The sequence below is a fragment of the Ekhidna sp. genome (assembly GCF_965247405.1).
Taxonomy (GTDB): Bacteria; Bacteroidota; Bacteroidia; order Cytophagales; family Cyclobacteriaceae; genus Ekhidna.
In genome coordinates, this window is the sequence record NZ_OZ252014.1 from 1,423,297 (window position 1) to 1,450,199 (window position 26,903).

At 41.6% G+C, this 26,903-nt stretch carries 26 protein-coding genes; 18 read left to right on the plus strand and 8 right to left on the minus strand.

Annotation, left to right across the window (positions count from 1 at the left end; all coding sequences use genetic code 11):
- Window positions 1-12 precede the first annotated feature (12 nt).
- Together ACP14Y_RS06355 and paaZ are read left to right on the plus strand one after the other, a co-directional pair.
- Window positions 13-630, plus strand: a complete 618-nt coding sequence (locus tag ACP14Y_RS06355; RefSeq protein ID WP_424964426.1) for a deoxynucleoside kinase — start codon at window positions 13-15, stop codon at window positions 628-630.
- 55 nt (window positions 631-685) lie between these two features.
- Window positions 686-2,737 (plus strand): phenylacetic acid degradation bifunctional protein PaaZ, encoded by a 2,052-nt coding sequence (gene paaZ / locus ACP14Y_RS06360; protein ID WP_424962123.1) that lies wholly within the window; start codon window positions 686-688, stop codon window positions 2,735-2,737.
- Window positions 2,738-2,747: 10 nt separating this feature from the next.
- Here paaZ and ACP14Y_RS06365 read toward each other — a convergent pair whose 3' ends face one another.
- The gene (locus ACP14Y_RS06365) at window positions 2,748-3,659 is read right to left on the minus strand and encodes a universal stress protein (protein ID WP_424962124.1); all 912 of its coding nucleotides are present in this window, start codon (window positions 3,657-3,659) and stop codon (window positions 2,748-2,750) included.
- A 97-nt stretch (window positions 3,660-3,756) separates the two neighbouring features.
- On the opposite strand from ACP14Y_RS06365, the gene ACP14Y_RS06370 reads away from it, so the two are divergent.
- Window positions 3,757-4,515 (plus strand): enoyl-CoA hydratase/isomerase family protein, encoded by a 759-nt coding sequence (locus ACP14Y_RS06370; protein WP_424962125.1) that lies wholly within the window; start codon window positions 3,757-3,759, stop codon window positions 4,513-4,515.
- Between the two features lies 1 nt (window position 4,516).
- On the opposite strand, the gene ACP14Y_RS06375 is transcribed toward ACP14Y_RS06370, so the two are convergent.
- The gene (locus tag ACP14Y_RS06375; protein WP_424962126.1) at window positions 4,517-5,206 is read right to left on the minus strand and encodes an alpha/beta fold hydrolase; all 690 of its coding nucleotides are present in this window, start codon (window positions 5,204-5,206) and stop codon (window positions 4,517-4,519) included.
- Window positions 5,207-5,245: 39 nt separating this feature from the next.
- On the opposite strand from ACP14Y_RS06375, the gene ACP14Y_RS06380 reads away from it, so the two are divergent.
- Window positions 5,246-6,019 (plus strand): hypothetical protein, encoded by a 774-nt coding sequence (locus ACP14Y_RS06380; RefSeq protein WP_424962127.1) that lies wholly within the window; start codon window positions 5,246-5,248, stop codon window positions 6,017-6,019.
- 4 nt (window positions 6,020-6,023) lie between these two features.
- On the opposite strand, the gene ACP14Y_RS06385 is transcribed toward ACP14Y_RS06380, so the two are convergent.
- The gene (locus ACP14Y_RS06385) at window positions 6,024-6,530 is read right to left on the minus strand and encodes a hypothetical protein (RefSeq protein ID WP_424962128.1); all 507 of its coding nucleotides are present in this window, start codon (window positions 6,528-6,530) and stop codon (window positions 6,024-6,026) included.
- 6 nt (window positions 6,531-6,536) lie between these two features.
- The gene (locus ACP14Y_RS06390) at window positions 6,537-7,670 is read right to left on the minus strand and encodes a Fic family protein (protein ID WP_424962129.1); all 1,134 of its coding nucleotides are present in this window, start codon (window positions 7,668-7,670) and stop codon (window positions 6,537-6,539) included.
- A gap of 295 nt (window positions 7,671-7,965) precedes the next feature.
- On the opposite strand from ACP14Y_RS06390, the gene ACP14Y_RS06395 reads away from it, so the two are divergent.
- Both ACP14Y_RS06395 and ACP14Y_RS06400 read left to right on the plus strand, forming a co-directional pair.
- Window positions 7,966-10,035, plus strand: a complete 2,070-nt coding sequence (locus tag ACP14Y_RS06395) for an alpha-ketoacid dehydrogenase subunit alpha/beta (RefSeq protein ID WP_424962130.1) — start codon at window positions 7,966-7,968, stop codon at window positions 10,033-10,035.
- A gap of 639 nt (window positions 10,036-10,674) precedes the next feature.
- Window positions 10,675-11,787, plus strand: coding sequence for a carboxypeptidase-like regulatory domain-containing protein (locus ACP14Y_RS06400; RefSeq protein WP_424962131.1), 1,113 nt, complete (start codon window positions 10,675-10,677; stop codon window positions 11,785-11,787).
- A 33-nt stretch (window positions 11,788-11,820) separates the two neighbouring features.
- Here the strand turns inward: ACP14Y_RS06400 and ACP14Y_RS06405 are convergent, their stop codons facing one another.
- Together ACP14Y_RS06405 and ACP14Y_RS06410 are read right to left on the minus strand one after the other, a co-directional pair.
- Window positions 11,821-12,945, minus strand: coding sequence for a pyridoxal phosphate-dependent aminotransferase (locus ACP14Y_RS06405; RefSeq protein ID WP_424962132.1), 1,125 nt, complete (start codon window positions 12,943-12,945; stop codon window positions 11,821-11,823).
- Between the two features lie 6 nt (window positions 12,946-12,951).
- A complete protein-coding gene (locus tag ACP14Y_RS06410) occupies window positions 12,952-14,238 on the minus strand; it encodes a hypothetical protein (RefSeq protein ID WP_424962133.1) in 1,287 nt (428 codons plus the stop codon).
- Window positions 14,239-14,330: 92 nt separating this feature from the next.
- Here ACP14Y_RS06410 and ACP14Y_RS06415 point away from each other — a divergent pair, with 92 nt between their 5' ends.
- From ACP14Y_RS06415 to ACP14Y_RS06470, 12 genes are all read left to right on the plus strand, one after another.
- Entirely contained in the window at window positions 14,331-15,227 is an 897-nt protein-coding gene (locus ACP14Y_RS06415; protein WP_424962134.1) for a DUF3667 domain-containing protein, read from the plus strand.
- A gap of 3 nt (window positions 15,228-15,230) precedes the next feature.
- Window positions 15,231-15,584 (plus strand): arsenate reductase family protein, encoded by a 354-nt coding sequence (locus ACP14Y_RS06420; protein ID WP_424962135.1) that lies wholly within the window; start codon window positions 15,231-15,233, stop codon window positions 15,582-15,584.
- Between the two features lie 30 nt (window positions 15,585-15,614).
- Window positions 15,615-16,178, plus strand: coding sequence for a hypothetical protein (locus ACP14Y_RS06425; protein ID WP_424962136.1), 564 nt, complete (start codon window positions 15,615-15,617; stop codon window positions 16,176-16,178).
- A gap of 17 nt (window positions 16,179-16,195) precedes the next feature.
- Entirely contained in the window at window positions 16,196-16,999 is an 804-nt protein-coding gene (locus ACP14Y_RS06430) for a LytR/AlgR family response regulator transcription factor (protein WP_424962137.1), read from the plus strand.
- A gap of 82 nt (window positions 17,000-17,081) precedes the next feature.
- Window positions 17,082-18,011 (plus strand): DUF2268 domain-containing putative Zn-dependent protease, encoded by a 930-nt coding sequence (locus ACP14Y_RS06435; protein ID WP_424962138.1) that lies wholly within the window; start codon window positions 17,082-17,084, stop codon window positions 18,009-18,011.
- A 141-nt stretch (window positions 18,012-18,152) separates the two neighbouring features.
- Window positions 18,153-19,037, plus strand: a complete 885-nt coding sequence (locus ACP14Y_RS06440; protein ID WP_424962139.1) for a hypothetical protein — start codon at window positions 18,153-18,155, stop codon at window positions 19,035-19,037.
- Window positions 19,038-19,083: 46 nt separating this feature from the next.
- Window positions 19,084-20,052 (plus strand): helix-turn-helix transcriptional regulator, encoded by a 969-nt coding sequence (locus ACP14Y_RS06445; RefSeq protein WP_424962140.1) that lies wholly within the window; start codon window positions 19,084-19,086, stop codon window positions 20,050-20,052.
- 4 nt (window positions 20,053-20,056) lie between these two features.
- Window positions 20,057-20,545 (plus strand): YybH family protein, encoded by a 489-nt coding sequence (locus tag ACP14Y_RS06450; protein ID WP_424962141.1) that lies wholly within the window; start codon window positions 20,057-20,059, stop codon window positions 20,543-20,545.
- Between the two features lie 88 nt (window positions 20,546-20,633).
- Window positions 20,634-21,269: a GyrI-like domain-containing protein gene (locus ACP14Y_RS06455; RefSeq protein ID WP_424962142.1), complete on the plus strand. Its 636-nt coding sequence runs from the start codon at window positions 20,634-20,636 to the stop codon at window positions 21,267-21,269.
- Window positions 21,266-21,637 carry a VOC family protein gene (locus tag ACP14Y_RS06460; protein WP_424962143.1) on the plus strand — a complete coding sequence of 124 codons (372 nt, stop codon included), beginning with the start codon at window positions 21,266-21,268 and terminating at the stop codon, window positions 21,635-21,637. The genes ACP14Y_RS06455 and ACP14Y_RS06460 overlap by 4 nt, the downstream gene beginning before the upstream one ends.
- The gene (locus ACP14Y_RS06465) at window positions 21,634-21,990 is read left to right on the plus strand and encodes a DUF1801 domain-containing protein (protein ID WP_424962144.1); all 357 of its coding nucleotides are present in this window, start codon (window positions 21,634-21,636) and stop codon (window positions 21,988-21,990) included. The genes ACP14Y_RS06460 and ACP14Y_RS06465 overlap by 4 nt, the downstream gene beginning before the upstream one ends.
- A gap of 128 nt (window positions 21,991-22,118) precedes the next feature.
- Window positions 22,119-23,867: an ATP-binding protein gene (locus ACP14Y_RS06470; RefSeq protein ID WP_424962145.1), complete on the plus strand. Its 1,749-nt coding sequence runs from the start codon at window positions 22,119-22,121 to the stop codon at window positions 23,865-23,867.
- 5 nt (window positions 23,868-23,872) lie between these two features.
- On the opposite strand, the gene lpdA is transcribed toward ACP14Y_RS06470, so the two are convergent.
- Together lpdA and odhB are read right to left on the minus strand one after the other, a co-directional pair.
- Entirely contained in the window at window positions 23,873-25,267 is a 1,395-nt protein-coding gene (gene lpdA / locus ACP14Y_RS06475; RefSeq protein WP_424962146.1) for a dihydrolipoyl dehydrogenase, read from the minus strand.
- Between the two features lie 41 nt (window positions 25,268-25,308).
- The gene (gene odhB, locus ACP14Y_RS06480; RefSeq protein ID WP_424962147.1) at window positions 25,309-26,883 is read right to left on the minus strand and encodes a 2-oxoglutarate dehydrogenase complex dihydrolipoyllysine-residue succinyltransferase; all 1,575 of its coding nucleotides are present in this window, start codon (window positions 26,881-26,883) and stop codon (window positions 25,309-25,311) included.
- Window positions 26,884-26,903: the final 20 nt, after the last annotated feature.

The window sequence follows — 26,903 nt, forward strand, 5'->3', positions numbered from 1 at the left end:
ATGGATCAAAACATGCACATTGCCGTTTCCGGCAATATTGGAGCGGGTAAAACCACCTTGACAGAAATGTTAGCGAAACACTATGGATGGCATGCAGAATTTGAGTCTGTGGAAGATAACCCCTACCTCCAGGACTTTTACGGAGACATGCACAAATGGTCCTTCCATCTCCAGATCTATTTCTTAAATAGTCGATTTGAGCAAATCAATAAGCTCAGACGAGGCGATAGGACGATCATTCAGGACCGCACAATATATGAGGATGCTTACATTTTTGCTGAGAGTCTTTATAAGCAAGGCTTCTTTAAAGAAAGAGATTATCAAAACTACCGTGCGTTATTTGACTCGATGATTGAGTTTGTAAAACCGCCTGACCTTTTAATCTACTTAAGATCAGACATAAGCAAACTGGTAAAAAATATTGAAACAAGAGGTAGAGACTATGAAAACCTGATCCGAATCGAATACTTAAAGGGCTTGAATGAGCATTATGAAAATTGGATCAATAATTATGACGTTGGTCGACTCCTGATCGTTGATGTTTCTGAAATTGACTTTGTAAAAAACACGGAGGATTTCTCAGATATTGTCTTCAAAATTGACACAGAGCTGCATGGTTTATTTAGTTAAGTGAGCTCTTGATATCTGCTTAACTTTACATCAGAACTTACGAAAGAAACAACATATGTCAATACCCAAAATAAAACACTACATCGCAGGAAAATGGATTGAAGGAGGTGGAGATGGAGAAGTACTTCACCATGCCATAACCGGAGATCCGGTGGCTGCCCATACCATTGAAGGCATTGATTTTAAAGATGCATATGATCATGCGAGAAATGTAGGAAATCAGGCACTGCGAAAAATGACTTTTCAGGAAAGGGGCCTGATGCTCAAAGCACTTGCTTTTCACTTGCTAGACAATAAAGAAAAATTTTATGAGGTCAGTAAAGCCACTGGTGCTACTCGTGTGGATAGTTGGATTGATATCGAGGGCGGAATTGGCAATGTATTTTCAAATGCATCTTTAAGAAGACAATTTCCAGATTTGCCCTATCACGTTGATGGAGAGACGGTTGGCCTTTCAAAAGAAGGAACATTCGTTGGCCACCACATCATGGTGCCAAAAGATGGTGTTGCTGTACACATTAATGCTTTCAACTTCCCGATCTGGGGAATGCTGGAAAAAGCAGCGGTAAACTGGCTGGCCGGCATGCCATGCATCGTGAAGCCGGCAGAACAGACCTGCTACCTCACTGAGGCCATGGTGAAGGAAATCATTGATTCCAAAATACTACCAGAAGGTGCTCTTCAGCTAGTAGCCGGATATGGCAATGGTATTTTGGATCATGTAGATTCTCAGGATGTGGTGACTTTTACCGGCTCATTTGATACAGGGAAAAAATTAAAGACGCTTCCACAGATTGTAGAAAATTCAGTTCCTTTCAACCTGGAAGCCGACTCTCTAAACTGTGCGGTTCTTGGAGAAGATGTAGTTCCCGGAACACCGGAATTTGATCTATTCATCAAAGAAGTTCGAAAAGAGATCACGGTAAAATGTGGACAAAAATGTACGGCAGTACGCAGAATCATTGTGCCTGAAAAGCTGGTGGAAGATGTCCAAATAGCTTTAGGCAAAGCGTTTGAAAAAACCACGATTGGTGACCCGGATGTGGAGGGCGTGCGAATGGGCGCCCTGGCTGGCAAAGAACAGCTGGAAGAAGTGACTAAGCGAGTTGCGGAGTTGGCAAAAACTTCTGATCTGGTATACGGCTCGCTGGATAACGTTGGTGAGGCTATGGGCGCGGACTGGAAAAAAGGTGCCTTCATGTCGCCAATGCTTTTTGTGAATCAGAAGCCATTGGAGACCGAAGAAGTACATAACATTGAGGCCTTTGGTCCCGTGAGTACAATTCTTCCATACAAAACCATGGATGAGGCGATCGCTATTTCAAAAAAGGGAAAAGGATCTTTGTGTTCTTCAATTACCACCGCAGATGATAAGCTGGCGAGAGAGTACGTGGTAGGCGCAGCGACACACCATGGTAGAATTCTGGTATTGAATCAGAATTGTGCGAAGGAATCTACCGGTCATGGTTCTCCAATGCCGATGCTTGTGCACGGAGGCCCGGGACGTGCCGGAGGTGGTGAAGAGATGGGAGGAAAACGCGGAGTAATGCACTACCTGCAGCGTACAGCAATTCAGGGCTCTCCAACGACTTTGACCGAGATCACTCAACAATATCAATACGGCGGTGCGTACAAGGATACCGAGACCCATCCATTCTCAAAGCATTTTGAAGATCTGGAAATTGGTGATACTGTTATCACAGCCAAGAGAACCATTACTGAAGGTGATATTGTCACGTTTGCTAATGTGAGCTGGGATCACTTTTACGCGCACACCGATGTGACTTCCCTTGAAGGAACTACCTTCGAAGGGCGTGTGGCTCATGGCTACTTCATCCTATCTGCTGCTGCCGGGTTATTTGTCCAGGCGAAAAAAGGTCCGGTTCTATTGAACTATGGTCTGGAAGAATGTCGATTTACGAAACCCGTTTATCCCGGGATGACCATAGGCGTTCGGTGTACCGTAAAGCAAAAAGTAGATCAGGAGAAGAAAGATGATATCGCTAAGGGTATTGTAAAATTCCTTGTAGATGTCTATGATGAAACAGGAGAAACTGTAGCAATCGCTACGATCTTAACAATGATTAAAAAGAGAGATCAGAGTTAAATCTCTACGATCATAACGAAAGTAATGCTTGAAGGAGGGACATGTTCTCTCCTTCTTTTTTTATGATCAAAACCGGGATATCAGTGTCCCTAAAAACCATCTTCTCCGCAAATGATCCGAGCAGAACGGCTGAAGCATTCGTTCTTCCCTGCGAACCAATTATGATAAGGTCGCTCCTCGAGTCAAGCGCATGCTCAAACACAATATCAATCTTTGATTTAGATCCCCTCACATTGAAATGGCAGGGATATTTTTTATCTATTTTATTCGTCTTAAGGAATAAATCAAAATCATTCTTTGCATGACCTTCCATGATTTTTGCAAATTCCTCATACGTTTTACCCAACTTGTAATACCCTAGTGGAACATCGAAAATATTGATTAAAGACAGCTTAGCTTCGGAAAGCGCTTCAATCCTTAAGCCAGCCTTAACGGCAAGAGACGAATGCTCTGAAAAGTCAACAGGAACCAAAATATTCCGCAAGGATGGGTTCATGTTTTGTGTTACGAATAAGATAGAAGTAGGGCTCTTACGTGCAATATGACTGGACACTATCCCAGAACCTCCCAGAGAACGCTTCCTGCCCATTACAATTAAATCAAAAGATGCTTCAACGGCATACTTTAAAATTATTGACGAAGGTGATCCCTGCTTCACCTCTACCGTGTGCTCACAATCCTTAAAATCATACTGGTTAACCTTCTTGGTTAACTTGGCCATGATATCATCCAAAGCCCCATTCTCAGCTTCGGTATACCCATCCATTTCAATGCGGGTATCTATATCCTTAATCACATGGAGGAATACAATCTCCTTCACTCCAAATGACTTGTAAAAATTGGATACATACTCGAGAACAAACCCATCCATGAGGGTGGCGTCAAGAGTTACAAGGGTCTTTCTAAAGCTAACTTCGGACATGTCATAAAGATAGTAGAGATTTTACTTAATAATCAATTCCCATTTAGAGAGCGAAATCATAGCCTGGTATGTTTTATAATACTTCTATTTTTGCGCCATGAGCAACTACGTAAACCTGAACATACAAAACGGAATCGGTACCGTTGAATTCTTTACTGAGCAAAGTAACTCTCTTCCGGGAGATATTCTGAAAAAGCTTACGGATACAATCACTGAGGCAGGGAACAATCCGGACATCAAAGTAATCATTCTTAAAAGCGGTGGCAATCGTACGTTCTGTGCTGGTGCCAGCTTTGATGAACTGATGGCTGTGGACTCTCCTGAAAATGGTAAGAAGTTTTTCATGGGCTTTGCCAATGTGATCAACGCCATGCGCAAGTGTCCAAAATTCATCATTGGTCGCTTGCAGGGAAAAGCCGTTGGCGGAGGGATTGGTTTGGCTGCATCGGTTGACTACTGCTATGCTTCTAAACACTCTGCAATCAAATTAAGTGAGCTTGCTTTAGGAATTGGACCATTTGTTGTTGGCCCTGCCATTGAAAGGAAAGTAGGTCTTTCTGCAATGTCTCAAATGGCCATGAACCCGGATGAGTTTTATGATCCTAAGTGGGCACATCAAAAAGGACTTTTTGGGAAGCTCTATGATGATGTGGAGTCTTTAGATAAAGCAGTGAATCAATTAGCTGATAAACTGGCAGCTTACAATCCGGAAGCGATGGCTGAACTCAAAAAAGTATTTTGGAAAGGAACAGACCACTGGGATGAGCTTTTAGCAGATCGTGCAGAAATGAGTGGGAAGTTGGTGCTATCAGATTTCACCAGGAGCTTTATTCAGAAGTTTAAGGAGAAACAATAATTCAATTTACCTGCTCAATAAAAGACCTGACTGTTTCTGAAAGAGCAGTCAGGTCTGTTTGTTCAATGGGGTGTTTACTTTTTGGTATCATGCAAAGCTTACAATTGGACAGCCAGTTAGCAACCTCCTCTGTCTCATCCTCAGAAACCACAGCATCCTGATCAGCTAGGCACATTTGCACAGAAATATCGATTTGGCTCATTCGCTCTTGGTTGATTGGAGCCTCCTCACCTAGTTTTCTCATAAAATCAGCAGTGCGTTGCAAAACATCCTCCCATTCACTTCCATGCCTTTTCTCCAATGCCTGTGCAAAAGCCGGCACTTTTTCTTTGATTTTTTGTGGATTCAGATGTCTGACTTCTTTTTCAGCTATCTCCGTACTCCACTTCATTTTTGTTCCAAGCGTCGTTATTGATTTTATCAGGTTATTTCCTTTCGATGAAGCCAATAAAGCAATAAAACCTCCCATACTATAACCGAAGATGTGAACCGATTCTCCAATATCAGCAATCAAGTCTTCAAGTTGCTCGATGAAGCATGAGGTGGTAAATGGTTCATTGCCACTTGATAGACTTCCATGACCTTCAAATTCCAGGATATGAATTCGAAAATCCTCCGCTAACTTTTCTTTTAACGCATTCATCTGATCTCCTGCTCCGAGTGCTCCATGTATTAGAATCAATTGCTCCATGTAATAAATTTATATTTTTACCTGAAACAATCTTGAATTATGTTTTCTTCAAAATCTAGCCGTGGCAAATGGGCGTGGGCCTTTGTGGACTTACTTGTCGTAATTATTGGTGTCTACATTGCATTTCTTATTCAAAGTTCAGCGGCAGCTGAAAAGGATAAGAAAGAAAAAGAAAAAGTCTTTACTGCATTGAAATTTGAGTTGGAGCACTTTCGACTCCAAATGCCAGGAATGTCTGGTTATGTAGCGGGGGAGGTTGAGAAATACCTGGCTATTAGAAGAGACGGAGATTATGCGAGCTTCACAGACTGGAGGTTTATTCAACCTCAGTACTCATATCAAATCATCGAATTTGCCATCGGCATCCAAAACACTGAGATTGTAGATTTTGAGCTGTATGATGCACTTCAAAAATTGTATGTCGAGATCAAGAAATTGGAGCACACGGAGAGCTTAATCATGGAAACCTCCATGCGCTATCAAACGATCCCTACAGGACTTTCAAAATCTGATCCCTTGTATCAAATCACCTGGGCCAATAACTATGACCATTTCGGGAGGTTCATCACTTTCATGAATGACAGAGCCAGAATACTTCAAGCTGTTGCAGACGAATCACAATCTGCATTGCCAATTATTAATGAAGAATTAGGACAGGAAAAGACAAAGGAAATTGAAACTCAATTCATCCTTTCCAATGCCAAACGGATACAAAGTGAAGATCAAGCCGTTGTTTTTGCTAAAAAGATTTTTCCGGATTTTACCGAAGAGGAAGTTCGGCAGTTATATAGACAAGCAACAGAGACAAAATAAACTTCTAAGGAGTAGGGTTCTTCAGTATATCAGGGGTATCACCGAGCCTTGAATCGCTCAAGGCCTTTGCAATTCTTAATTGCAAAAAAAGTGACTTGCCAATCGCAATGAGAGGTTCCTTTTCGTCACTATACAGATGAAGTTTGTTAACATTTCCCATAGGGATTGAAGAACTATACTGGATAGTTTTTAGTCTGTTCTTGGTTTCCAACTTTAAAACCCAAGTACCAAACTGATCAATGTATTCCAATCTTATTTTTTGTTCATCCAAATCGATTAACCAAAATGAATAAATGGAATACCCCTGACTTTGAAGATTTGTTTGATGAATCTCCAGATTACAATTTTCAAAATTCAGGCGGAATGCCTCCTGATCTCTAAGCCAACTTTCTAATGAATTAATTCGTGAAACAATAGCAGAAACTGTATCTGGCAAAGCTTTTCCTGAACTCTGACCATACGATCCAAAAAAGGTGCTAAGGATTAAATTCAATAGAAGCAGCTTTCTCATAAACGATTATTCTGACAGTATACGATACAATTCCAAATTAAGATAATAATGATGCCCCGAAATGGTACGCTTCTCTAAAATCCCAAGGTCTACCAACTCATTCAAATAGTTTCTTGCAGTATTCTCGGCATAGATTTTTGCATCTGTCAGATGACTCACTTTAGTGAGGGGCTGAGTAAAAAGCATTTGAACCAGCAGCTCTGGTTTTCTGATTTTCGTATCCTGATCAATGGTTTCCATGATTCCTTCCTTAGCCGAAAGAATGTCATTGATTTTATCGAAGGTGAGATTAGCGGTGGACTCTACTGCCTTTAGCATAAACAAAATCCACCGCTCCCACATGGCTCGTTGTGTTACACTGGCCAGATGTGAGTAATAGTCATTTTTATGATCAATGATGTATCGACTAAGGAACAGGATGGGCAAATCCAGCACCCCTTTTTGCGTTAGAATGTTGATATTGAAAATTCTCCCAGCTCTTCCATTTCCATCACGGAAAGGATGAATCACCTCAAATTGATAATGAGCAATCGCCATTTTAATCAGTGGATCGACCGGATATTTTTCATCATCATTTACAAATTCAAAGAGGTTAGTCAGCTTTTGCTCCAGCACTTCCTTTCCACGTGGTGGCGTATAGATAGCAGTTCCTGCATTCGGTCCGGTTCCGCCTTGTTTGATATATATTCGGGCACTCGGTGGCCGTAAGCCATCATTGGTTTGCTTGACGATTCGGTACAATTTGATAAAGTAGTCCATATCGAATTGACCGTGATTTTTCAAATGTTGATGCCCAGCCCAAAGGGCTTCCCGATAGCGCAATACCTCCTTAGGTGCTCCTTTGATATGCATGTCTTCCCCCTCCTCACTGTACGCTTGATACAGTTCATCGTCTGTGGTAAAAATGTTTTCAATCTCACTCGATGCTTTCGCCTCCTGCAGAGAAATCGTATTTATTAACACACCCTGATTAGGTATAGCGACCGATCTTCCATGCAGCCGCCCCAGTGCTGCTTTGGCATTGGCTAACTGCTCCATGATATCCACCGTGCGGTATAAATCAGGATGAATGGGCAGATCAGGTAGATCATTCCATGGCTTGTTTCGGTCCGGGTTTATGTTGAAAAGGGGTTCTTTCATAATTTTTATAACCGTCATCACGAGCGTAGCGCGGTGATCTCATGATTAAGATCCTTCGTTTCTCAGGATGACATCTTTTAATGTTTACCTATCAATCAAACATCAATTATTTTATTTTTTAATGTTTACTCGAAAGTAAGGCATTAATTTAAGGTCTGCAAGTAAGTAGACATTAATAATTTAATATTTTAATGTCTACTATTCAAACAGACATTAAAAATGAAAGGCATGATCTGACAAACGGTTTCGCCGCAAACCATTGCGTTTTGTATCTTAGCGCTCCCAAAAATTAGTTATGGCAAAAACAGCAACGGCACCCCAAAAGAAGAAAGATTCTGCGATAGACTGGAAAGAGATTGCTTTGAAAATGCTCATCTCCAGAGCGATGGACGATCTGGAAGAAAACAAGCTGGTACCGGAAAAAAAGGTATTATATCAGTTTTCAGCCAGAGGTCATGAGCTAGGCCAACTGATCCTTGCGCATTTGCTGGATAAACCAAAAGATTCAGCAAGTGCCTATTACCGCTCTCGCCCATTGATGATCGGATTGGGGCTTTCTGTAGAGGATGCCTTGTCTGCTCCCCTTACCCGATCCGGCGGCTATAGCGACGGACGAGATATAGGTGTGGTTTGCAACATGCCAAAATCAGATCGAGGTTGTGTGGTACTGCCAATGGCCGGTGATGTGGGCTCTCAATATACGCCTGCAATCGGGTGGGCTCAAAGCATCGAATACCATGCAAAGACATTAAAAGACAAAAGCTACAAGGATTCCATTTCTGCTATCCTGGGTGGTGATGGATCGGTTGCTACCAATGGATTCTGGTCCGCATTGACGATTGCTACTACGCAAAAACTTCCCGTGCTTTTCTACATCGAGGACAATGGCTATGGCATCTCCGTAACCAGCGAATACCAGACACCAGGAAAAAACATTGCAGAGAATTTAGCTTCATTTAAAAATCTGGACATCTGGGATGGCAGTGGAACCGATCCTGATGAAGCTTACAAACTATTGAAAGCTGGTACCGATCATGTGCGTTCAAGAAAGGGTCCGGCATTGGTCCGACTGACTGTTCCGCGATTGAATGGTCACTCCTACCAGGACAACCAGGCCTACAAGGATGAAAAGCTGGTAAAGAAAGAGCAAGCCAACGATCCTTTGAAAGCGATGCAAAAGATGTTCTCAGAAAAGGAGTGGAAAGGATTGGAAAAAGAAGCTCAAAAAATCGTCGACGAATCAGCTGAGGCTGCACTAAATCGTCCAGCGCCTGATGCTTCTAAAATCAAAAAATTTGTCTTCTCTGAATCGGATGAGATTCAGGGAATTGGAGGATTGAGACCTTCCGGTCATGCGTTTCCTGCTTCTTCCGAAGAACCCAAACCAGACAAACGAAGAATCAATATTGGAGAAGCAATTAACCTGGCGCTGGATTATGAGCTCAAAACCAATCCAAAAGTCCTTGTCTTTGGAGAGGATGTGGGGATGAAAGGAGGCGTGCATGCGGTAACCATGGGCTTGCAGTCCAAATATGGAGAAGACCGGGTATTTGACACATCACTCTCTGAAGAAGGAATCATCGGTCGCGCAGTTGGTATGGCCTATGCCGGACTAATGCCGGTGGCAGAGATTCAGTTTAGAAAATACGCCGATCCGGCCATGGAGCAGCTTAATAATTGTGGGACGACACGCTGGCGAACAGCCAATCGTTTTGCCGCTCCTATAGTAGTTCGTATGCCAGGAGGATTTGCCAAAGTAGGAGACCCGTGGCATTCAGTAACCAATGAGGTGATGTTTGCCCATGCCATTGGATGGCAGGTGGCCTTCCCTAGCAATGCGCAGGATGCCGTGGGACTGATCCGCTCTGCCATGCGTTCCGATAACCCGACAATGTTCTTTGAACACCGAAACCTGAACGACAACCGCTATGCTCGTAGGCCCTATCCGGGCGATGAATTCTTCGTGCCGTTTGGAAAAGCAAACCTTCTCAGAGAAGGAACGGACATCACTTTAGTTACCTGGGGAGCCATGTGTGAAGCCTGTGAGTCTGCTGTGGAAGAAATAGGAATCTCCGCAGACGTACTGGACTTACGTACGATCATGCCATGGGATAAAGAAGCCGTGCTCAACTCGATCAAGAAAACGAACAAATGTCTGATTGTACATGAAGATGCGCTGACTGCAGGGTTTGGAGCAGAGATCGCAGCAGTACTTGCTTCAGAAGGATTCAACTACCTTGATGCACCAGTGGAACGAATTGCTATGCCGGACATCCCCCTGCCGCATAATGTGCCTTTGATGGAATCCGTGGTACCTAATGCGGAACGGATTGGGGAGAAGATGAAGGAGATTTTGGCGTTTTAGGTGATGATTCGATATAGAATTGAGGTAAAGTCTGAGGAATTCCAAAATAGACTGGATAAACTCACGAAAGAAGCTTCCCTAGAAACAGTTTGGGTTATTAGGCATATGCTCATGAAGAAAGATGTTCCTTTTATGGGCTATGTGAAGGAAGAAGAATTTCATATCAGCCGACTTAATGATATTTGGGCTTATCCTGTTTTTATACAAGGTCTGATAAATACAAAAAAGAACGAACTAACAATAATTATTAAACCTCTCAAGACGGCCTATATCTATTTTGGCTTATACATTACCCTTTGTTTGTGCGTTTCGTCTAGTTTCATTTTTACTCATGGATTTTTCAATCCTTTACCGATGCTCTTTGGGTTGTTTCCATTTTTCGTAGTTCCATTCACAAAAAAACATCTACTGAGATTATTTGAACATACATTTAGAAATCATATTACAAAGATCTCGGAACAAGTCCGGGATGACGCATAGAAATAAGAACGTCATTCCTGACGAAGCGCAGCGCGGGTCAGGAATCTTCCACCTTCGCTTGCCTTTACTAACCCACACAATCCATCAACTTTTATTATCAATTGATAATATTTAGTCGGGAATCCTTTAATTTTAAAGGATAAACCACCCTAAATCAACATGTCGTTTTTCTCATCGCCGCTTTTATGGCTCGCCATATGCTTGTTAAATCATGAGCCTGCATCGATCAAAGGCATCATAAAAGATAAAGAAACCAATGAACCGATCCCGTTTGCCCACGTCGTAGTAGGGGATGTAATCAATGTCACTAACATAGACGGTGAGTTTGTCATCTCAACAAAAGAAATAACTGACGCAGATGAGCTAAAAATCTCTTACATGGGATACGAAGCGTATTATGAGGAACTTACCGAAATCAAAGATTACTACACCATCTACCTTGAGCCTTCCACCATCCAGCTAGATGAGGTGGTGGTCATGACCGGAAAGTCATTAATGGAAACGGTGTTCGATCGATTTCATCTGAATTACCAAATGGACAGACTTCACATGATAGGGTATTACAAAGAGTCCATGTCAGACTGGAATTCAACATACTACCTGGCAGAAGGCATTATGGATATTTATGTACCCAGCAATGTAGACAAGCTGAATGAGGCCCTAGTTCGACCTATTCGCACACGCAAAAAAGTTTTCCGGGAAGTGGATATAATCAACGAAGTATTGGGAGGTAATGCCAGTGATATGGCCCAGTCTTCCATTTGGAGGAAGGGCTCGTTTCTGCATCCGAAGAATCGAGACAATTACGATTACCAGTATTCCGGATACACCAACATGGGTGAACATGAAGTTTTAATCGTAGACTTTGAGCCAATCAACAAGAAAGGGAATACACGAGGCAAAATCTATGTGGATTATGAAAGTCATGCCATTTTGAAAATCGAATATTTCCCAATATTGAGGGATTATGCTTTTTGGGAGTCCGTATCATGGACGGAAGAATATGAGAAACGCGATGGCATTTATGAGCTTCTGAGCGTCTCGTTTGATGGCGTCAGCACACACAATGAGTACAGCTACCATGCACTTTTAGTGGTAAACGAATGCTTTTTAATAGATGAAATCCCAAATGAATACCGGTTGCTAAACTCACAGTATTCATTTTTTGAGGAAGCCTCAGATGACTTCTCGGATGCTTTCTGGAATGGGTTCAATTTCATGAAGCTGGATGTTGAGTCAGCCCAATTGGTGCGGTCATCCAGCAAATTTTAGATGTCTTTGCAGTGAAAGGTATTTTTACCTTTATCAAACCAAAAACTCCTCTATTGACTCCACAAATTTCCTCATGTGCTCCGGCTTGCCTATGCTAACCCGAATGTGGTTGATCATATCCGGCCACTTGGTAATGAGAATGCCTCTATCTCGCATTTTAGCTACAATATCCTTCTCAAAACGATCATCACGTGCATAAATAAAATTGGTGGAAGAGGGATTGTATTCCACCCCCCATCGATCGTAGGCATCATAAACGATCTGTTTTCCCTCAGCATTCTTTGCCACACACCTGTTGATAAATTCCGGATCCTCCAACGAGGCACTCGCTGCAACCAGCGGTGGCCAACCGGTGGATATTTCTGCGCCTAAATGTCTGTCTCTCAATGCCTGAATATTTCGAACATTGGAAATAGCATAGCCCATTCTCAATCCTGCCAGCCCATACGCTTTGGAAAACGTGCGGCAGATCACCAGGTTTGGTAACTCATTAACCAAGCCGACCATACTTCCTTTCATTCCGGCATTGGAATACTCGACATAGGCCTCATCCACGCAGATCAGCACGTTTCCTGGTACTTTCCTACAGAAGTCTTTCAAATCCTCAGTTTCCAGTTCTGTTCCAGTGGGATTGTTAGGATTACAAATGAAAACCATAGTGGTTTTGTCTGAAATGGCATCCAATGTTTGATCCAAATCAATGCGGTCATTTGAATCCAATTCCACCTTTTTGATGGTCGCTCCAGCTCGTTCACCAAATCGGAGAGCGGTAGGAAAAGTAGGAAACGGAGTAAGAATTTCTCCTTTTTGCAATCCAACATGTTGCCCCAGTAAACTCAATACTTCTGTAGATCCGGCGGTCAGTAATAAGTTTGCGGGTTTTAAACCATTCTTGTCCGCCAGTTTCACTTTCAGCTCATTGATTTTTTCATCAGGGTATCGGTTTGTATATTTCATTGCATCACTCACAGCCTGAACAGCCACATCGGAAGGCCCATACGGGTTTTCGTTCCAGTTGAGCAGGATAAGATCATCTTTACCTGAAAATCCTTTTGGTCGCTCACTTGCACACCCTTGTGCCACATGAGGTCCGGCTACCAGCATGGTAGCAGATGCTAAAAGACTTTGTCGTAACCAGTCTCTTCGAGTGATGCTCATAATGAATTATTGAATGGTGCTAGCTGTATTTGGATTGCTTAGAAGCTCCTTAAAAACTTCCCACCTTTTTTCTGGCTGATCCGTCGTTCCTCCCTGGGATTCCACGTAATTGGCTACCAGATCCTTTCCCAGGTTATAGTTGATCACATAGCTTCGATACTGATCAAAAAATCTTGTTCGCTGCAAGGCTCTTTCGTACTCATTTAGCTGATACTTCACCATCCACTCTGCCGCTTCTTCCCTGCTTATTTCTCCATTCAAATACATTCTGGCCGCCTCATTTCCAGCATAACTCAGCTTGCCAATAAGGGCCTGAATTTCATAGTATTTATCTGCCTGGCTGGCGTCAAGCCCCGCTAGCGGAAACAGTACCTCCTTTTCATAACGTATTCTTTCCTCACCAGGAAAAGCAACATCAATCCCATAGTTAGCGCTTCCCTCAGCGATAAGTGATTGTGGTGAAAAAAGTGGGTAAACGGAATATTCAACCCACCCTTTGTTATTAACCAGATTCTGCTCAAGCAGCGCATTAAACACATGATGCCCGGGGTATCCCTCATGACACGCCAGATCAATCGCCCGGCTGATTTTAATCGGTAAATCGGTATTGATCTGGATCAGACTTTGGCTATTGCCCTGATAGTAATTATATCCCGACCAGCTTTTATTATTTACATACTCTAAGACGAAATTTTCGTTTTCCGGCAGATCATACCGAGACATAGTTCGAGATCTGGCTTCTACTATTGCTGTCTGAAATACGGTATCCAGCCTGTCTTTAGGTATGATAAATTGATCAACAAATTCGTTGTACCTGTCAGTAAGGTTCCCCTCTCCAGGTAGTGCATTTTCCAGATCAAGTAAAAGGCTATCAAAGTAAGATTCCGGATAGGATGGTGGCTCAACATCATACAGCAGCTTTGCTTCTTCATCAAAGGCATAAACCTTCCCATTGATGATCTCTACTTTTGTGCGAGCAGCAATTAATTGCTTCACCAATACGAATTTTCGGTCTTTATCTCCTTCTACCGACTGTATCTGACTAATTAGGTTATTAGCTCGTTCGATGAAATCACCAGAAGGAAACGTATCTTTCTTTATTTCAGGTTTCCATTCTTCCGGCCCGTAATAGGCATCAATAAAGTCACTGTCATACTGCCCGATCTCCAACATGAGCTTTACATAACGCTCTGCAATATCATCCATTGCAGTAGGTCGATCTGAGGTTTGCTCAGTAGGTGTGCATGCGATAAAAATCAATAGTTGTAATATCCAAAGGCTGGTTTTTTTCATCTGTCAATCATTTTAGGTTGCCACGTAATTTACTGAATTAGAAGATGATTAAATCATCCATGAAAAGTTAAGGATTTCTCGCTCAGCTCGAAATGACACTAAAAATCTTTTCATTCCTTGTCATCTCGACCGAAGGGAGAGATATTTACTTTATGTCCTCACCTGGATCAACTCTTACTTGCAAAACCTGCGGAAACAAGTTTAATGGCAACTACTGCAATCATTGTGGCGAAAAGATCATAGATCAAAATGACCGAACGCTGAAACACTTTTTTGGTGAGCTGATAAACGCCTTCATATTTGCGGATAACAAACTTTGGCGGACACTCAAGGTGGTTATCAAAAAACCAGGATTCCTTTCAAAAGAATTTGCCGAGGGCAGGCGTATACCTTACATGAAACCGGTTTCCATTTTCTTTTTAGCTAATCTTATCTATTTTCTATTTCCGCTAATCAATACATTCACAACACCACTTAACGTTCAAAGAAATTCATTTTACTACAGTCCACTGGTAGTAGCGTGGGTGGATGAAGTGATTGATCAAAGAAATATTTCTTTTGAAGAATATAAAGCAGTCTACGATACAAAAACAACAGAACTCTCGAAGCTACTCCTGGTGGTTTTTGCATACATGCTAGCGATTCTTTTTTGGCCCATCCATCTCGGTAGCAAGCGTAAGTATTTTGCCGATCATTTAACGATAAGTCTTGAAGTAATGACCTTCATACTCCTTGTCATCATTCAACTATTTGGTCTGGCAGCAATTATTGTTAGTCAACTGAGTTCAATAAATCTTGGAACAAATTTTTATTCTACGAGCTTTGCCTGCCTGACGCTAGCCTACTTTTTCTATTTCATGGAACGCAACTTCTATGAATTTAAATCGTGGAGGGCTTTGATTAACGCGATCCTTTGTTTAGGAGCAATATTAGTTTGCTTAATAGCATATAGAGCACTTCTGTTTTTCATCACTTTTTGGTCTATTTGAGGCATGAAAAAAGTCTATTATCTATCCACTTGCACTACCTGCAAACGCATCATAGATGAGCTTGGTGAATTAATTGCGGATTTCGAAAAACAGGATATCAAAAATGAGCAAATGACCTTTGATCAAATCGATGAAATGAAGGAGCGAATTGGATCTTACGAGTCTCTTTTTTCACGTAAGGCAATGAAGTATCGTTCCATGGGCCTTGGAGATAAAAATCTTTCAGAAACGGACTACAGGAAGTTGATTCAGGAAGAATACACCTTTCTAAAACGTCCGGTCATTATCGTTGACGATCAAATATTCATAGGGAATTCAAAAAAGGTAGTTGAATCGCTGAAGGAATACCTGAGCTAAACCTCTCTGACAGCATGGCGTATATGCATCATGCATAAATTCCTGATTCTTCTATTTCTTCTAAGCTGTGGTATCGATCGAACAACCAATTCAATTTCTTCCGCAGAAACAAGTACCCTCAAAAATTTCGAAAAACTAGATCATGCACATCAGGTCTTGATCGCTGGTAAAAATGAACCCGGAAAGCGACTGACGCTCTGCCTGAATTTCATTGATAAATCCAATGGCTTGCCCCTGTCAAACCAGAGGGTACACTTTTACCATACTGACACCAATGGTGAGTATATGCCGAAAAATGCAAGTGATGAGTCTACAGCTCGTCTTAATGGATCTGCATTGACTGATTCAAGAGGAAAAATTTTGGTTCGTACCATTCTTCCCGGGGACTATGGCAGTTCAGCAGACAACCGTCACATCCACACTACTGTCTTTGATGCGCAACCGGAAGCATATGATATCCACTTTAAGCAATACTCCGGTGTTATGGGCAAGCGCTTTGTAAAGAACAGTGATCAACATTTTCTGGCTGACCTAAAGAGAAACGCTGATGGATCACTCATCGGGTTTTTAACAATTGAGGTTAAGAATCCATAGTTACCTATTTTTAATGGATGCTTGCCAACCACAAATACTTTCATTGGCTGTACCATACCAAAAGCAAAAAACACCTGATTAACTGGTCTATCGGTCTATTTATTTGGCTTTTCCTTGCCATCACACGTCCTTTTGGTATCAACAACAATAATTTTGAAGCATACCTACACCTGGTTGCCAACCTGGCTGTATTTGGAGGAGTATGGATTGGAATTAGCTATGTGACTGATCTTTTTACCTCATCTAAACTGAAGGAAATTCCAAAGGTTGATCTTATCTATTGGTTCGTCAAGCTCATCATCTTTATTCACATCATTTTCCTTATTCGGGAAGCAGTCTGTGATTGGAAATGTTTTGATGCACTTGAATACCTGGAGCTTTGGGTAGCTTGTATAATCATGCTCGGGATTCCTTACATCATCTTTTCGTTGTATAGTAGGTACCTATACTTTCATTCATTGGTGAATAAGAAACCCACTTCTGAGGGAAAAATTCAAATAAAGGGGGAGGGAAGAGAGTCTATTGACATAGTCCTAGCTGATCTTATTTATATAAAAGCAGATGACAATTATGTGGATTTTGAATTCCAAAATGGTGACAGGAAATTGATCAGAGCAACATTAAAAAAAGTACACGAGCAGCTAAGTGCTTACCCTCACTTTGTCCGGACACATAGATCCTACATAGCAAACATCCATTTTGCAAGCGAATATCTTAGATATGATACCTTATTGATCAATGCGAATGGCGACCAAATAGAGCTCCCAATATCAAAAAAATACCGTGAGTTTGTCAAAGGATTGTTCATTCACCCCAAATAAATGGTCATCCACCCCAAATCCGGATTTGTATTCAACTTCGAGTAGTGTTCATCCGATAATGCCAGAAACAATCTGTCATATCATGAAAATTAAAACAACGCTTTCGGCTTTCGGTCTTATTCTATTTCTCACCGGTTTCGGTCAACCAAATTATCCGATGAGTGCTAAAGACGCCATACTGGTTTATTCAGATCTTGAAAATTTTCTGATAGCTTACCGACAACTAAATGAAGATTCAGATACCGTCGAGGTTCTCAAATCCAATTATTTCAATAAAGCATCAGCTGGACTTACAGAGTATGTGAAACGACACGGACTCACACCCGAAAGTCTGGCCAGATCAATAAACCAATCGACTGAAGAGTATGCGTTATTGGCACTATTTCATGAGAGAATTACCGTATTTGTTGACGAATTCACCAAAAAAATGGAGAAATATGAGCAAGTCCTTAAGGAAGTTATGTACCCCCCTACCTATTTGCTGATTGGGGCAAATAAGGGAATTGCACAAGCTTCACCACTGGGGCAGCTCATCACGATCGAAAAAGTATCTGATAAACCTGAAAAACTATTTCAACTCATTTGGCATGAACTAAGTCATTTTCAACAAGCCAGAGCATTGGGATTCTCAGCCTACACAAAAGTCTATGGCAAGCCAGACAATATGCTGGACCTGATTCTTCGGGAAGGAGGTGCTGAGTTCATTGCTATCTATTTGGTAGGTGAAAATGAATATAACTACCGAAATAAAACCTACTTTGAAGCCAATGAGCAATCCTTAAAGGAAAAATTTCTTGAAGATCTGAAAAATCAAGATCAAAGCTTCTGGCTTTGGGAATCACTGAAACAGGATGAAACACCTACCCTGTTAGGATACACGATTGGATACAAAATTTGTGAATCCTATTACTTACGTGCTGTCGATAAAAATCAGGCATTGTTAGACATATTAGCCATCACTGACGACCAAGCTTTTTTAAAGGCCAGTGGGTATTTTAAATCCTCAAATTAGAATTTTATAACTTAAAGTATCACTTTAAGTAAAAGCATCTAGAAGCCATTAATAGTAATGCTTATGTATAAATGGGCGTAATCAAGAGGGTTTTTGTGGCTATTTCCCATCTAAGTTTGTACCATACCAAATCATTACGGTATGCGACTTATTACACTAATTACACTCATGCTGGTTTCACCCTTGGCGATATCGGCAACACAACCGACTGATAGGGAGATGGAAGACATAGCGCTTGGCAATTCCATCATGGAGAAGGTGTTTGTTCGATTTCATACCAACTATGAAATGAGCCGACTTCACAAAATGGGCTATTACAAGGAATCCGTATCAGATTCTAATTCCATTTATTACCTGGCAGAAGGAATTGTAGATGTTTACATACCAAGCAATCTAAATCATTCAGATAATGCCGCCATATATCCAATTAAAACGCGTAAAAAAGCATTCAAAGAAATCGAAGAGGATAAGCTCTTATTTGGAAACGCAAGTGATATGGCCCGTTCCTCCATCTGGCGACCCAACTCATTTTTGAATGAAAAGAATCGAGATGATTATGTTTTCACCTACTCGGGAACGACCAAGCTAAATTCCTATGAGGTGACCATCGTGGAGTTTCGCCCGGCGAATGTTACACATGGAAATGTGAAAGGCAAAATCTATATTGACCCATCATATTATGGGATCGTCAGAATAGAGTATACACCACTCACCACTTCATCCAAAGTTTGGGAGGAAGTAACCTGGTCAGAAAACTTTGAATTCCGAAATGGCGCTTATGAAATGGTGAATGTTACCTTTAAAGGGAAGAGCATAGAGGATCACTTCCACTATGAGGCCATGCTAGCCATGGATCAGCAGGAAATACTCAGTGAAATTCCGCAACACATGGTCTTTATTGGTGATAATATTCCGCTTTTCGCTAAGGCTACTGAGATAGGTACTGATTCGTTTTGGAAGGGTTTTGAGTTTCTTAAAAACAGAATCCCTGTGGACACTGATTATTTAGTGGCCGAAAATCATTAAACCTTAGATAGTGCTTTCACGTGAGAAAATTTGATAATTTTCTCTTATGAACCGCATCGACCGACTCAACGCACTACTCATTCATCTGCAAGGAAAACCCAGAGTTCCCATTGGAGAGTTGGAAGACCGATTTGAAGTAGGTCGAAGAACCATCTTTCGTGACATCCGATCTCTTATTGAAGCGGGGGTTCCCATTGGTGGAGATGCGGGCGAAGGATACTTTATTGTTGATGGCTATCACCTCCCTCCGGTTGTTTTCAACAAAGAGGAAGCCAGCGCCATTTTGATGGGTGCCAAATTCATTGAGAGAAGCGCTGACACTCAGACCATCGATACCTTTAATAAAGCGATGTACAAGATTAAGGCGGTCCTTAAATATTCAGACAAGGAATTTTTGGATAACCTAGATGATCGTATTGCCATACGTCCCAGTCCGGTCCCTATGCAGAAACCTGATTCTCATTTGGCAGAAATCCAACTTGCGATTGCAACCAATCGAGTCATCTCCATGACCTATTATTCTCATTACAATGATTCTACCACCCAACGAGAGGTGGAGCCTTTAGGAATGGTTTTCTATTCAAGCAGATGGCATTTGATCGCATATTGTCGACTCAGAGACGACCTGAGAGATTTCCGGACGGATCGTATTCAAAAAGTAAATGTGCTTCCTGAGGAGTTTGATCCTGGCTGTCACCCCAACTACCTTGAATTCTTAAGTGAAGCATTGCTCGGAACAGACGCAAAAGAGGCCGTCATTCATACGACTGCATTGGTTGCGCGTTTTATGGGAGAACAGAAATACTACATGGGCTTTGTAGAAGAAAAGAAAATGGAAGACGGGCGGTATGAAATGAAGTTCGTCACTCCTCACTACGACTACTTTGCTCATTGGCTCATGATGTATGGAGACCAGGTTGAGATCATCTCTCCATCAGAACTACAAGGTACGGCAGCCACATTTGCTAAAGAACTTCTGGAACATCACAGCTTACCATTTTTAGTTAAAGATTAAAGACATGAAAATTTCAATTTTTACTCTGCTCCTTTCAGTTTCACTCTCTTGTACTGCTCAGAGCGCTCAGGAGGAAATCAATCAACAGGTTTGGACTCCATTTACCCGAGCCTGGGAAACTAATGATGGCAAGGCATACAATGCCGTTCATACGGATGATGTTTGGCGCATTAACCCAGGAAGATTGCTCATTGGTGACGAATATAAAAAGATGAACATTGAACGGATGACCGGACAACAAAGGGATCGCATCATTGAATTTACTTTTGAAACACGAACGGCTAACGTTGATAATGCTTATGAGGTCGGATATTATCGAATTACAGACCGGTCTGAGGATGAGCCAAAATATTTTGTTGGTAGATTTCATGTGGCATTAAAAAGAGTAGATGGGGTTTGGAAAATTGCTCAGGACTGGGATACTGATGAAATAAATGGAGAAAAAATCACCGCCGAAAGTCTTCAAAAGAGGGATTTTATCCATTTTCAATAATATTTTTTTATCTCTTGAATTTCAGTGACATAGGGCTGTCACTCTACCTTATTTCTTTGTTTTCATAATCATTAAACACTCACAAATTATGGAAGCAACAGTTGACAAACTCGATCTAAAAAAAGAAGACCCAGGCTATTACTCAGCAAAGAAAAATCCTGAAATCAGAGACTTGGATAGCTACTATTATCTGTCTATTTCGGGAAAATGTGACCCTCAAGCCAATCAATTTCTTGAAGCCATTGATAAGCTTTATGCGGTTGCATATTCCATCAAGTTCATCTGCCAGGCAGAAGATATGGATTTTGTAATGCCCAAAATGGAAGGATTTTGGTGGATAGATGGAGGGTTGGAAGCACAACATAAATTTGCTCAAACACCTCCCGATGAATGGAATTGGAAAATCGTGATCAGAATGCCAGATTTTGTAGAAGGAGACCACTATTACCGGGCCATTCAAAAGGTGAAGGCTAAAAATCCTGAACTATTATCTGATAATGATGTGAGGTTTGAACTCATACATGAAGGATTATCTGTTCAAGGGTTGCATATTGGGAGTTACTATGAAGAGGAACCAACGATTGCCAAAATCATGGAGTTCATCCAGGACAATGGATTAAAAGTGGCAGGTTATCATCATGAAATCTATCTTAATGATCCCAGGAAAACACCTGAGGAGAAGCTTAGAACCATTTTAAGGTATGCGGTAAAAAAAGTAAAATGAAAAATAGCATTTTAGGTTTAAGGACCACTATTTATCTGGTCCCGGACATGGCCAAAGCAAGAGCATGGTATATCAAGGCCTTCGGTAAGGATCCTTACTTCGATGAACCTTTTTATATAGGCTTTAACATTGGGGGATACGAACTCGGTCTATTCCCTGAAAAGGAAAATCAACAACGCGGGGATAATGTAGAATCGTATTGGGGAGTAGAAGATATTTACGCTGAGCATAAACGATTTCTTGAATTAGGAGCTAAAGAGCATACTCCCATCAAAGATGTAGGCGGTGACATTTTAGTGACTACTATTTATGATCCGTGGAACAATTTAATAGGGTTGATTTACAACCCTCATTTTACACTTCCATGAACGTTGAAAATTTCATACTAGGACTCGATGGCCAGCAAAAGGCCGTCGTTTCCTTTTTACATCAACGATTGACAAATCATCATGATCTGATACCTAAAATCAGATTTAAAATTCCAATGTATTATCGGAAGAGTTGGGTGTGCTACCTTAATCCAATTAAAAACAATGGAATCGAACTGGCATTTTTAAATGGCGTGAGTCTTTCGAATGAACAAGGATTGCTCAACTGTAAAGGTAGAAAGATGGTTTGTGGGATAGATCTCTATGACGTTAGTAACATCCCTGAGAAACCAATAGATGAAATCGTTCAGGAGGCGCTCATTTTAGATGAACTTGGAAAAACCAAACGTTAGTCAAATTAACTATGAAATTTATAGGTGTATTCACCTAAATATTAAGATTTTCCAATCATCAGTCTGAAAAATCAGAAGAAAAATCTTCAGGCTAAATTATCTTTCAAGATTACATAGCCACTAAACTTTTGGAACCCTCACCAATTCTCACTGATACAAAAGTTCATAGCCTGCTAAAAGAAGCTTATGAAAAGCGGGTTAATGATTTGGAAGCTAGCATCAGGCTCGCCGAGGAAGCACTTCGGATTAGCAAGGAGCTGGAGGATAAGTCATGCATTGGTCAATCGCTTACTCAGCTTTCTCTATTTCATATGATCATTGGTGATTTCGAACTCTCCATCAACATAGCCAAAGAAGCCATTGAACTGTTTGAAGTGGTGGATGATGAAAAGGGCATTGCCGATGCGAAATACACCATTGCCGGGGCTTTCTATAAAACAGACGATTATAATCTTGGTCTTACTTACCTGGTTGATTGCCTGAAGACATATAAAAAGCTGAATGATCATCACAATCAAGCCAGAGTCGAGAAGTCCATGGGTACCATTTACGAGTATTTCGGTGATACAGATAGCGCGATAAAGGCTTACGAATCTGCAATTGAATCCGGAAAGAAAGCTGATGATTTAAATCTGCAAAGCAATGCATTCAATCCACTTTCGGGGATTTACCTAAATAGAGGTAAAATCAAAGCGGCTATGGACTTGATTGAAAAATCAATTCAATACAAGAAGGAAACGGAAGACACAAGGGGCTTAGCTTTTTCCCTATACGGACGTGGAAAAGTATACACCGTCACGAAAGAATATGATAAAGCCGAAGCTGATTTTCTGGAGTCAGAGAAGATTCATGAAGAGATGGGTGAAAAGCTAGGGCTTGCCATGTGCTGGCACAAACGAGGGGCGCTTTATCTCAAAATGGGAGAGCTTGATAAGGCAGAAGAAACATTGGTGAATGCACTGCAGTACAGCAATAAAAACCGAATTATCCTAATCAAGTTTAAAGCCAATCTGCTCCTTCATGAAATAGCCAAGAAAAGAGGTAACTATGAACTGGCGCTAAAGTACCTTCAGCAATATATCAATGAAAAAGAAAGTGTAATTAATGATCGTACGGCCAAAGTAATCGAAAGCTATGATGTGATCAATGAGATGCAACGTTTGGAGCAGGATGCCAGAGCACAAAAGGAAAAAGCAGATTTAATAGAGAAGAAAAAGATTGAACTCGACTCATTTTTTTATCGTATCTCGCACGACCTAAAAGGTCCCATTACTTCTCTCATGAGTCTCAACTATGTAGCAAAGCTGGAGGTCCAAGACGAAACGGCACTCAGATTTATTGATGACTATGAAAAGCAGGCCAACAGGCTGAATAACATTTTGGATGGCTTACTCAACCTGACAAAAATGTCATTTAATGAAGACAGCAAACAAGAAATCGATTTTGAAAAAATCATTTACGATTGCATTTCGTCGTATAAATTTCTGACGAACTACGACCTGGTAGAATTTAGAATTGATGTAGTCTCTAACATCCAATTCGAAGCGGAATGGGCGCTTATCAATACGGTAATGCAAAACCTGATTGAGAATGGAATTAAGTATGCCCGAATTGAGGAAAATAAACCTTATATCGCGATTACAGTAAAAGACCATGGCTCCAAGGTCACCATTACTACAACCGATAATGGTATAGGAATGGACCAGGAAACCGTGGACAAAATCTTCACCATGTTTTTCCGCGTTAATCGCACAATTGAAGGAACCGGTCTAGGCCTTCACATCTTGAAAAGAGCCATTGAAAGGCTTAATGGTGAAGTGGATGTAGATAGTGAACTTGGGAAGGGAACTACTTTCCGAATCACCCTTCCCAAATAGTTTTTTTACATGTGTATCGGCCTGTTTTCAGTGGCCGCTAAAGCTGCTTCTTTGAACGCCTCCATATATGTCGGATGTGCATGTGACATTCGGGCCACATCCTCAGCAGAGGCTCTGTATTCCATTGCTGTTACGCCTGCAGCGATCATGTCGGCTGCTCGTGCGCCAATAATGTGAACACCAAGTATTTCATCAGTTTCTTTATCGGCAAGGATTTTCACTAGTCCCTCCGTATCCATACTGGCTCTGGCCCTTCCTAGTGCCTTGTAAGGAAACTTACCTGTCTTATATTTTTTGCCTTGTTCTTTCAGTTGCTCCTCAGTATATCCTACAGATGCTACCTCAGGCCAGGTATAAACAACTCCTGGGATCAGGTTGTAATTGATGTGTGGTTTTTGTCCGGCTATCGCCTCTGCCACAAATACTCCTTCTTCTTCCGCTTTATGTGCAAGCATAGCACCTCTCACCACATCACCGATCGCATAAATATTATCAACATTTGTTCGAAGATGCTCATCTACTTCTACCCGGCCACTGTCATCCATCTTAACACCAGCGTTATCCAGGCCAAGTTTGTCTGTGTACGGTCTCCGACCGATTGACACCAGACAGTAGTCACCCTTGATTTCTACTTGCTCTCCTTTCTTGGTCTCAGCCTTTACCGTGACGTTTTTACCTTTCTTCTCAACTGCGGTCACCTTGTGGCCCAGGTAAAATTCAAAACCAAGACCCTTCAATGACTTCTGAAGTTCTTTACCCATTGTTGAATCCATGGTAGGGATCAGGCTATCCAAATACTCAACAACAGAAACTTTTGCTCCCAAACGTGCATACACAGATCCTAGTTCTACTCCAATTACCCCTCCTCCAATTACGATCATGTGTTTAGGTACCTCCTTCAGTTCCAAGGCCTCAGTGCTGGTAATCACACGCTCTTTATCAAGTTCAATAAAAGGTAGATTTGCTGGTTTTGAGCCAGTAGCAATGATCACTTTTTCAGCAGTGATTTTTTTCTTGTCCTTCCCATCAATCTCAATGGTATTTTTATCCACAAAACTCCCCATCCCATGAAAAACATCGATCTTGTTTTTCTTCATCAGGTAGTCGATCCCCTCTACGTTTTGCTTCACCACATCCGCCTTGCGATCAATCATTTGCTTCAGGTTCACCTTAGGCTTATTGATATCGATTCCATGCTCTTTAAACGTATGTTCAGCAGCATGAAAATGCTCAGAGGAATCCAGTAACGCTTTAGATGGAATACAGCCTACGTTCAAGCAGGTGCCTCCAAGGGTATCATACTTTTCAATGATAGCTGTCTTCATTCCCAGCTGTGCACACCGAATGGCGGCAACATATCCTCCAGGACCTGAACCAATTACTACTACTTGATAATCCATATTTACAGATTTATGTTGGGAGATTTTTGATATTTGATTGATTAAACACCGAGAAGAAGTCTGGTAGGATCTTCTAATAATTGCTTCACTCTCACAAGGAAACTAACAGACTCTCGTCCATCGATGATTCGGTGGTCATAAGAAAGGGCCACATACATCATTGGCCTTACTACCACTTCACCATTTTCAACCACCGCACGCTCCACGATGTTATGCATCCCAAGAATTGCTGATTGTGGTGCGTTAATAATTGGTGTAGACATCATCGATCCAAACACACCCCCATTGGTGATGGTGAATGTTCCACCTTCCATTTCTTCGATACTGAGCTTGTTGTCTCTTGCTTTGGTAGCCAATCGCACCACTTCTTTCTCTATTTGATCGAAACTCAGTGATTCTGCATTTCTAATTACAGGCACCACCAGTCCTTTTGGAGCCGATACGGCAATGGAAATATCACAGTAATCATTGAATACCATTTCATTGCCATCAATCTGTGCATTTACAGCCGGCCACTCCTGTAGTGCCACACAAACTGCCTTGGTGAAAAACGACATGAAACCAAGACCCACTTCATGTTTCTCTTTGAACTGCTCTTTATATTTCTTTCTCAGATCCATGATTGGCTTCATGTTCACCTCGTTGAACGTGGTGAGCATCGCCGTTTCATTCTTCACAGACACCAATCGCCGTGAGACGGTCTTTCTTAAAGAAGACATCTTCTCTCTTCGCTGCTCACGATTTACACCACCTCCTGCAGGAGTCTGTTGTTCAAACTGAGGCTTGGAAGCACCCTTATCCTGGGTGTCAGACTTTCTCTGTTCTTGTTGCTTAGGCTTCTCTGCCTTCATGGCATCCTCTTTAGTGATACGGCCATCTTTCCCAGTCCCTTTCACATCATCAGGTGAGATGCCTTTTTCACTTAAAATTTTGGCTGCTGCAGGAGAAGCATGACCTGTTGCATAGGTTTCATTGTCTGAACTCGAACCACCTGAAGATTCTGCTGACGATGAATCACCTGAAGAGGAAACCGATGATGGCGCTCCTCCTTCCATTACTTCAATTTTACAAATCAGCTCACCTATTTCTAATGTATCCCCTTCCTGAGCAACGATTTGTAGCTTTCCTTGAGCCTCTGCAGTCAGGTCAAACGTGGCTTTGTCCGACTCGATCTCAGCAATGACTTCATCCAGCTCCACAAAATCTCCATCACCTTTGGCCCAATTGGAAATGGTCACTTCCGTAATTGATTCACCAACTGCAGGAACCTTCATTTCCAGCACTTCACCTGTCGCTTTTGCTTCAGATGATGAGTCCTCTGAACTTTCTTTCTTTTCACTTGAAGAATCAGCACTTGAATCGGCTGATCCACTCCCCTCTCCACTCTCATCAATTTCGCAAAGCACAGCTCCTATTTCAAGTGTGTCTCCTTCTGCTGCCTTTATTTTCAATGTACCGGCAGCTTCAGCGGTCACCTCAAATGTGGCTTTGTCTGATTCCAATTCACAGATCACCTCATCCATCTCCACATAATCGCCATCGCTTTTGGTCCAGGATGCTACGGTCACTTCTGTGATAGATTCACCAACCGAAGGAACTTTCATTTCAAGACTCATTTTCTTGTTGTTTTAATGTT

Coding starts and splice junctions, on each gene's coding strand:
- ACP14Y_RS06465 (WP_424962144.1), top strand. CDS start 21,634: ATGAACGTTGAAAATTTCATACTAGGACTCGATGGCCAGCAAAAGGCC.
- ACP14Y_RS06375 (WP_424962126.1), bottom strand. CDS start 5,206: ATGGAGCAATTGATTCTAATACATGGAGCACTCGGAGCAGGAGATCAG.
- ACP14Y_RS06405 (WP_424962132.1), bottom strand. CDS start 12,945: ATGAGCATCACTCGAAGAGACTGGTTACGACAAAGTCTTTTAGCATCT.
- ACP14Y_RS06390 (WP_424962129.1), bottom strand. CDS start 7,670: ATGAAAGAACCCCTTTTCAACATAAACCCGGACCGAAACAAGCCATGG.
- ACP14Y_RS06450 (WP_424962141.1), top strand. CDS start 20,057: ATGAAAATTTCAATTTTTACTCTGCTCCTTTCAGTTTCACTCTCTTGT.
- ACP14Y_RS06380 (WP_424962127.1), top strand. CDS start 5,246: ATGTTTTCTTCAAAATCTAGCCGTGGCAAATGGGCGTGGGCCTTTGTG.
- ACP14Y_RS06445 (WP_424962140.1), top strand. CDS start 19,084: ATGAACCGCATCGACCGACTCAACGCACTACTCATTCATCTGCAAGGA.
- ACP14Y_RS06395 (WP_424962130.1), top strand. CDS start 7,966: ATGGCAAAAACAGCAACGGCACCCCAAAAGAAGAAAGATTCTGCGATA.
- ACP14Y_RS06425 (WP_424962136.1), top strand. CDS start 15,615: ATGCATAAATTCCTGATTCTTCTATTTCTTCTAAGCTGTGGTATCGAT.
- ACP14Y_RS06420 (WP_424962135.1), top strand. CDS start 15,231: ATGAAAAAAGTCTATTATCTATCCACTTGCACTACCTGCAAACGCATC.
- ACP14Y_RS06460 (WP_424962143.1), top strand. CDS start 21,266: ATGAAAAATAGCATTTTAGGTTTAAGGACCACTATTTATCTGGTCCCG.
- odhB (WP_424962147.1), bottom strand. CDS start 26,883: ATGAGTCTTGAAATGAAAGTTCCTTCGGTTGGTGAATCTATCACAGAA.
- ACP14Y_RS06355 (WP_424964426.1), top strand. CDS start 13: ATGCACATTGCCGTTTCCGGCAATATTGGAGCGGGTAAAACCACCTTG.
- ACP14Y_RS06385 (WP_424962128.1), bottom strand. CDS start 6,530: ATGAGAAAGCTGCTTCTATTGAATTTAATCCTTAGCACCTTTTTTGGA.
- ACP14Y_RS06435 (WP_424962138.1), top strand. CDS start 17,082: ATGAAAATTAAAACAACGCTTTCGGCTTTCGGTCTTATTCTATTTCTC.
- ACP14Y_RS06370 (WP_424962125.1), top strand. CDS start 3,757: ATGAGCAACTACGTAAACCTGAACATACAAAACGGAATCGGTACCGTT.
- ACP14Y_RS06410 (WP_424962133.1), bottom strand. CDS start 14,238: ATGAAAAAAACCAGCCTTTGGATATTACAACTATTGATTTTTATCGCA.
- paaZ (WP_424962123.1), top strand. CDS start 686: ATGTCAATACCCAAAATAAAACACTACATCGCAGGAAAATGGATTGAA.
- lpdA (WP_424962146.1), bottom strand. CDS start 25,267: ATGGATTATCAAGTAGTAGTAATTGGTTCAGGTCCTGGAGGATATGTT.
- ACP14Y_RS06365 (WP_424962124.1), bottom strand. CDS start 3,659: ATGTCCGAAGTTAGCTTTAGAAAGACCCTTGTAACTCTTGACGCCACC.
- ACP14Y_RS06415 (WP_424962134.1), top strand. CDS start 14,331: ATGACACTAAAAATCTTTTCATTCCTTGTCATCTCGACCGAAGGGAGA.
- ACP14Y_RS06400 (WP_424962131.1), top strand. CDS start 10,675: ATGTCGTTTTTCTCATCGCCGCTTTTATGGCTCGCCATATGCTTGTTA.
- ACP14Y_RS06440 (WP_424962139.1), top strand. CDS start 18,153: ATGCGACTTATTACACTAATTACACTCATGCTGGTTTCACCCTTGGCG.
- ACP14Y_RS06455 (WP_424962142.1), top strand. CDS start 20,634: ATGGAAGCAACAGTTGACAAACTCGATCTAAAAAAAGAAGACCCAGGC.
- ACP14Y_RS06430 (WP_424962137.1), top strand. CDS start 16,196: ATGCTTGCCAACCACAAATACTTTCATTGGCTGTACCATACCAAAAGC.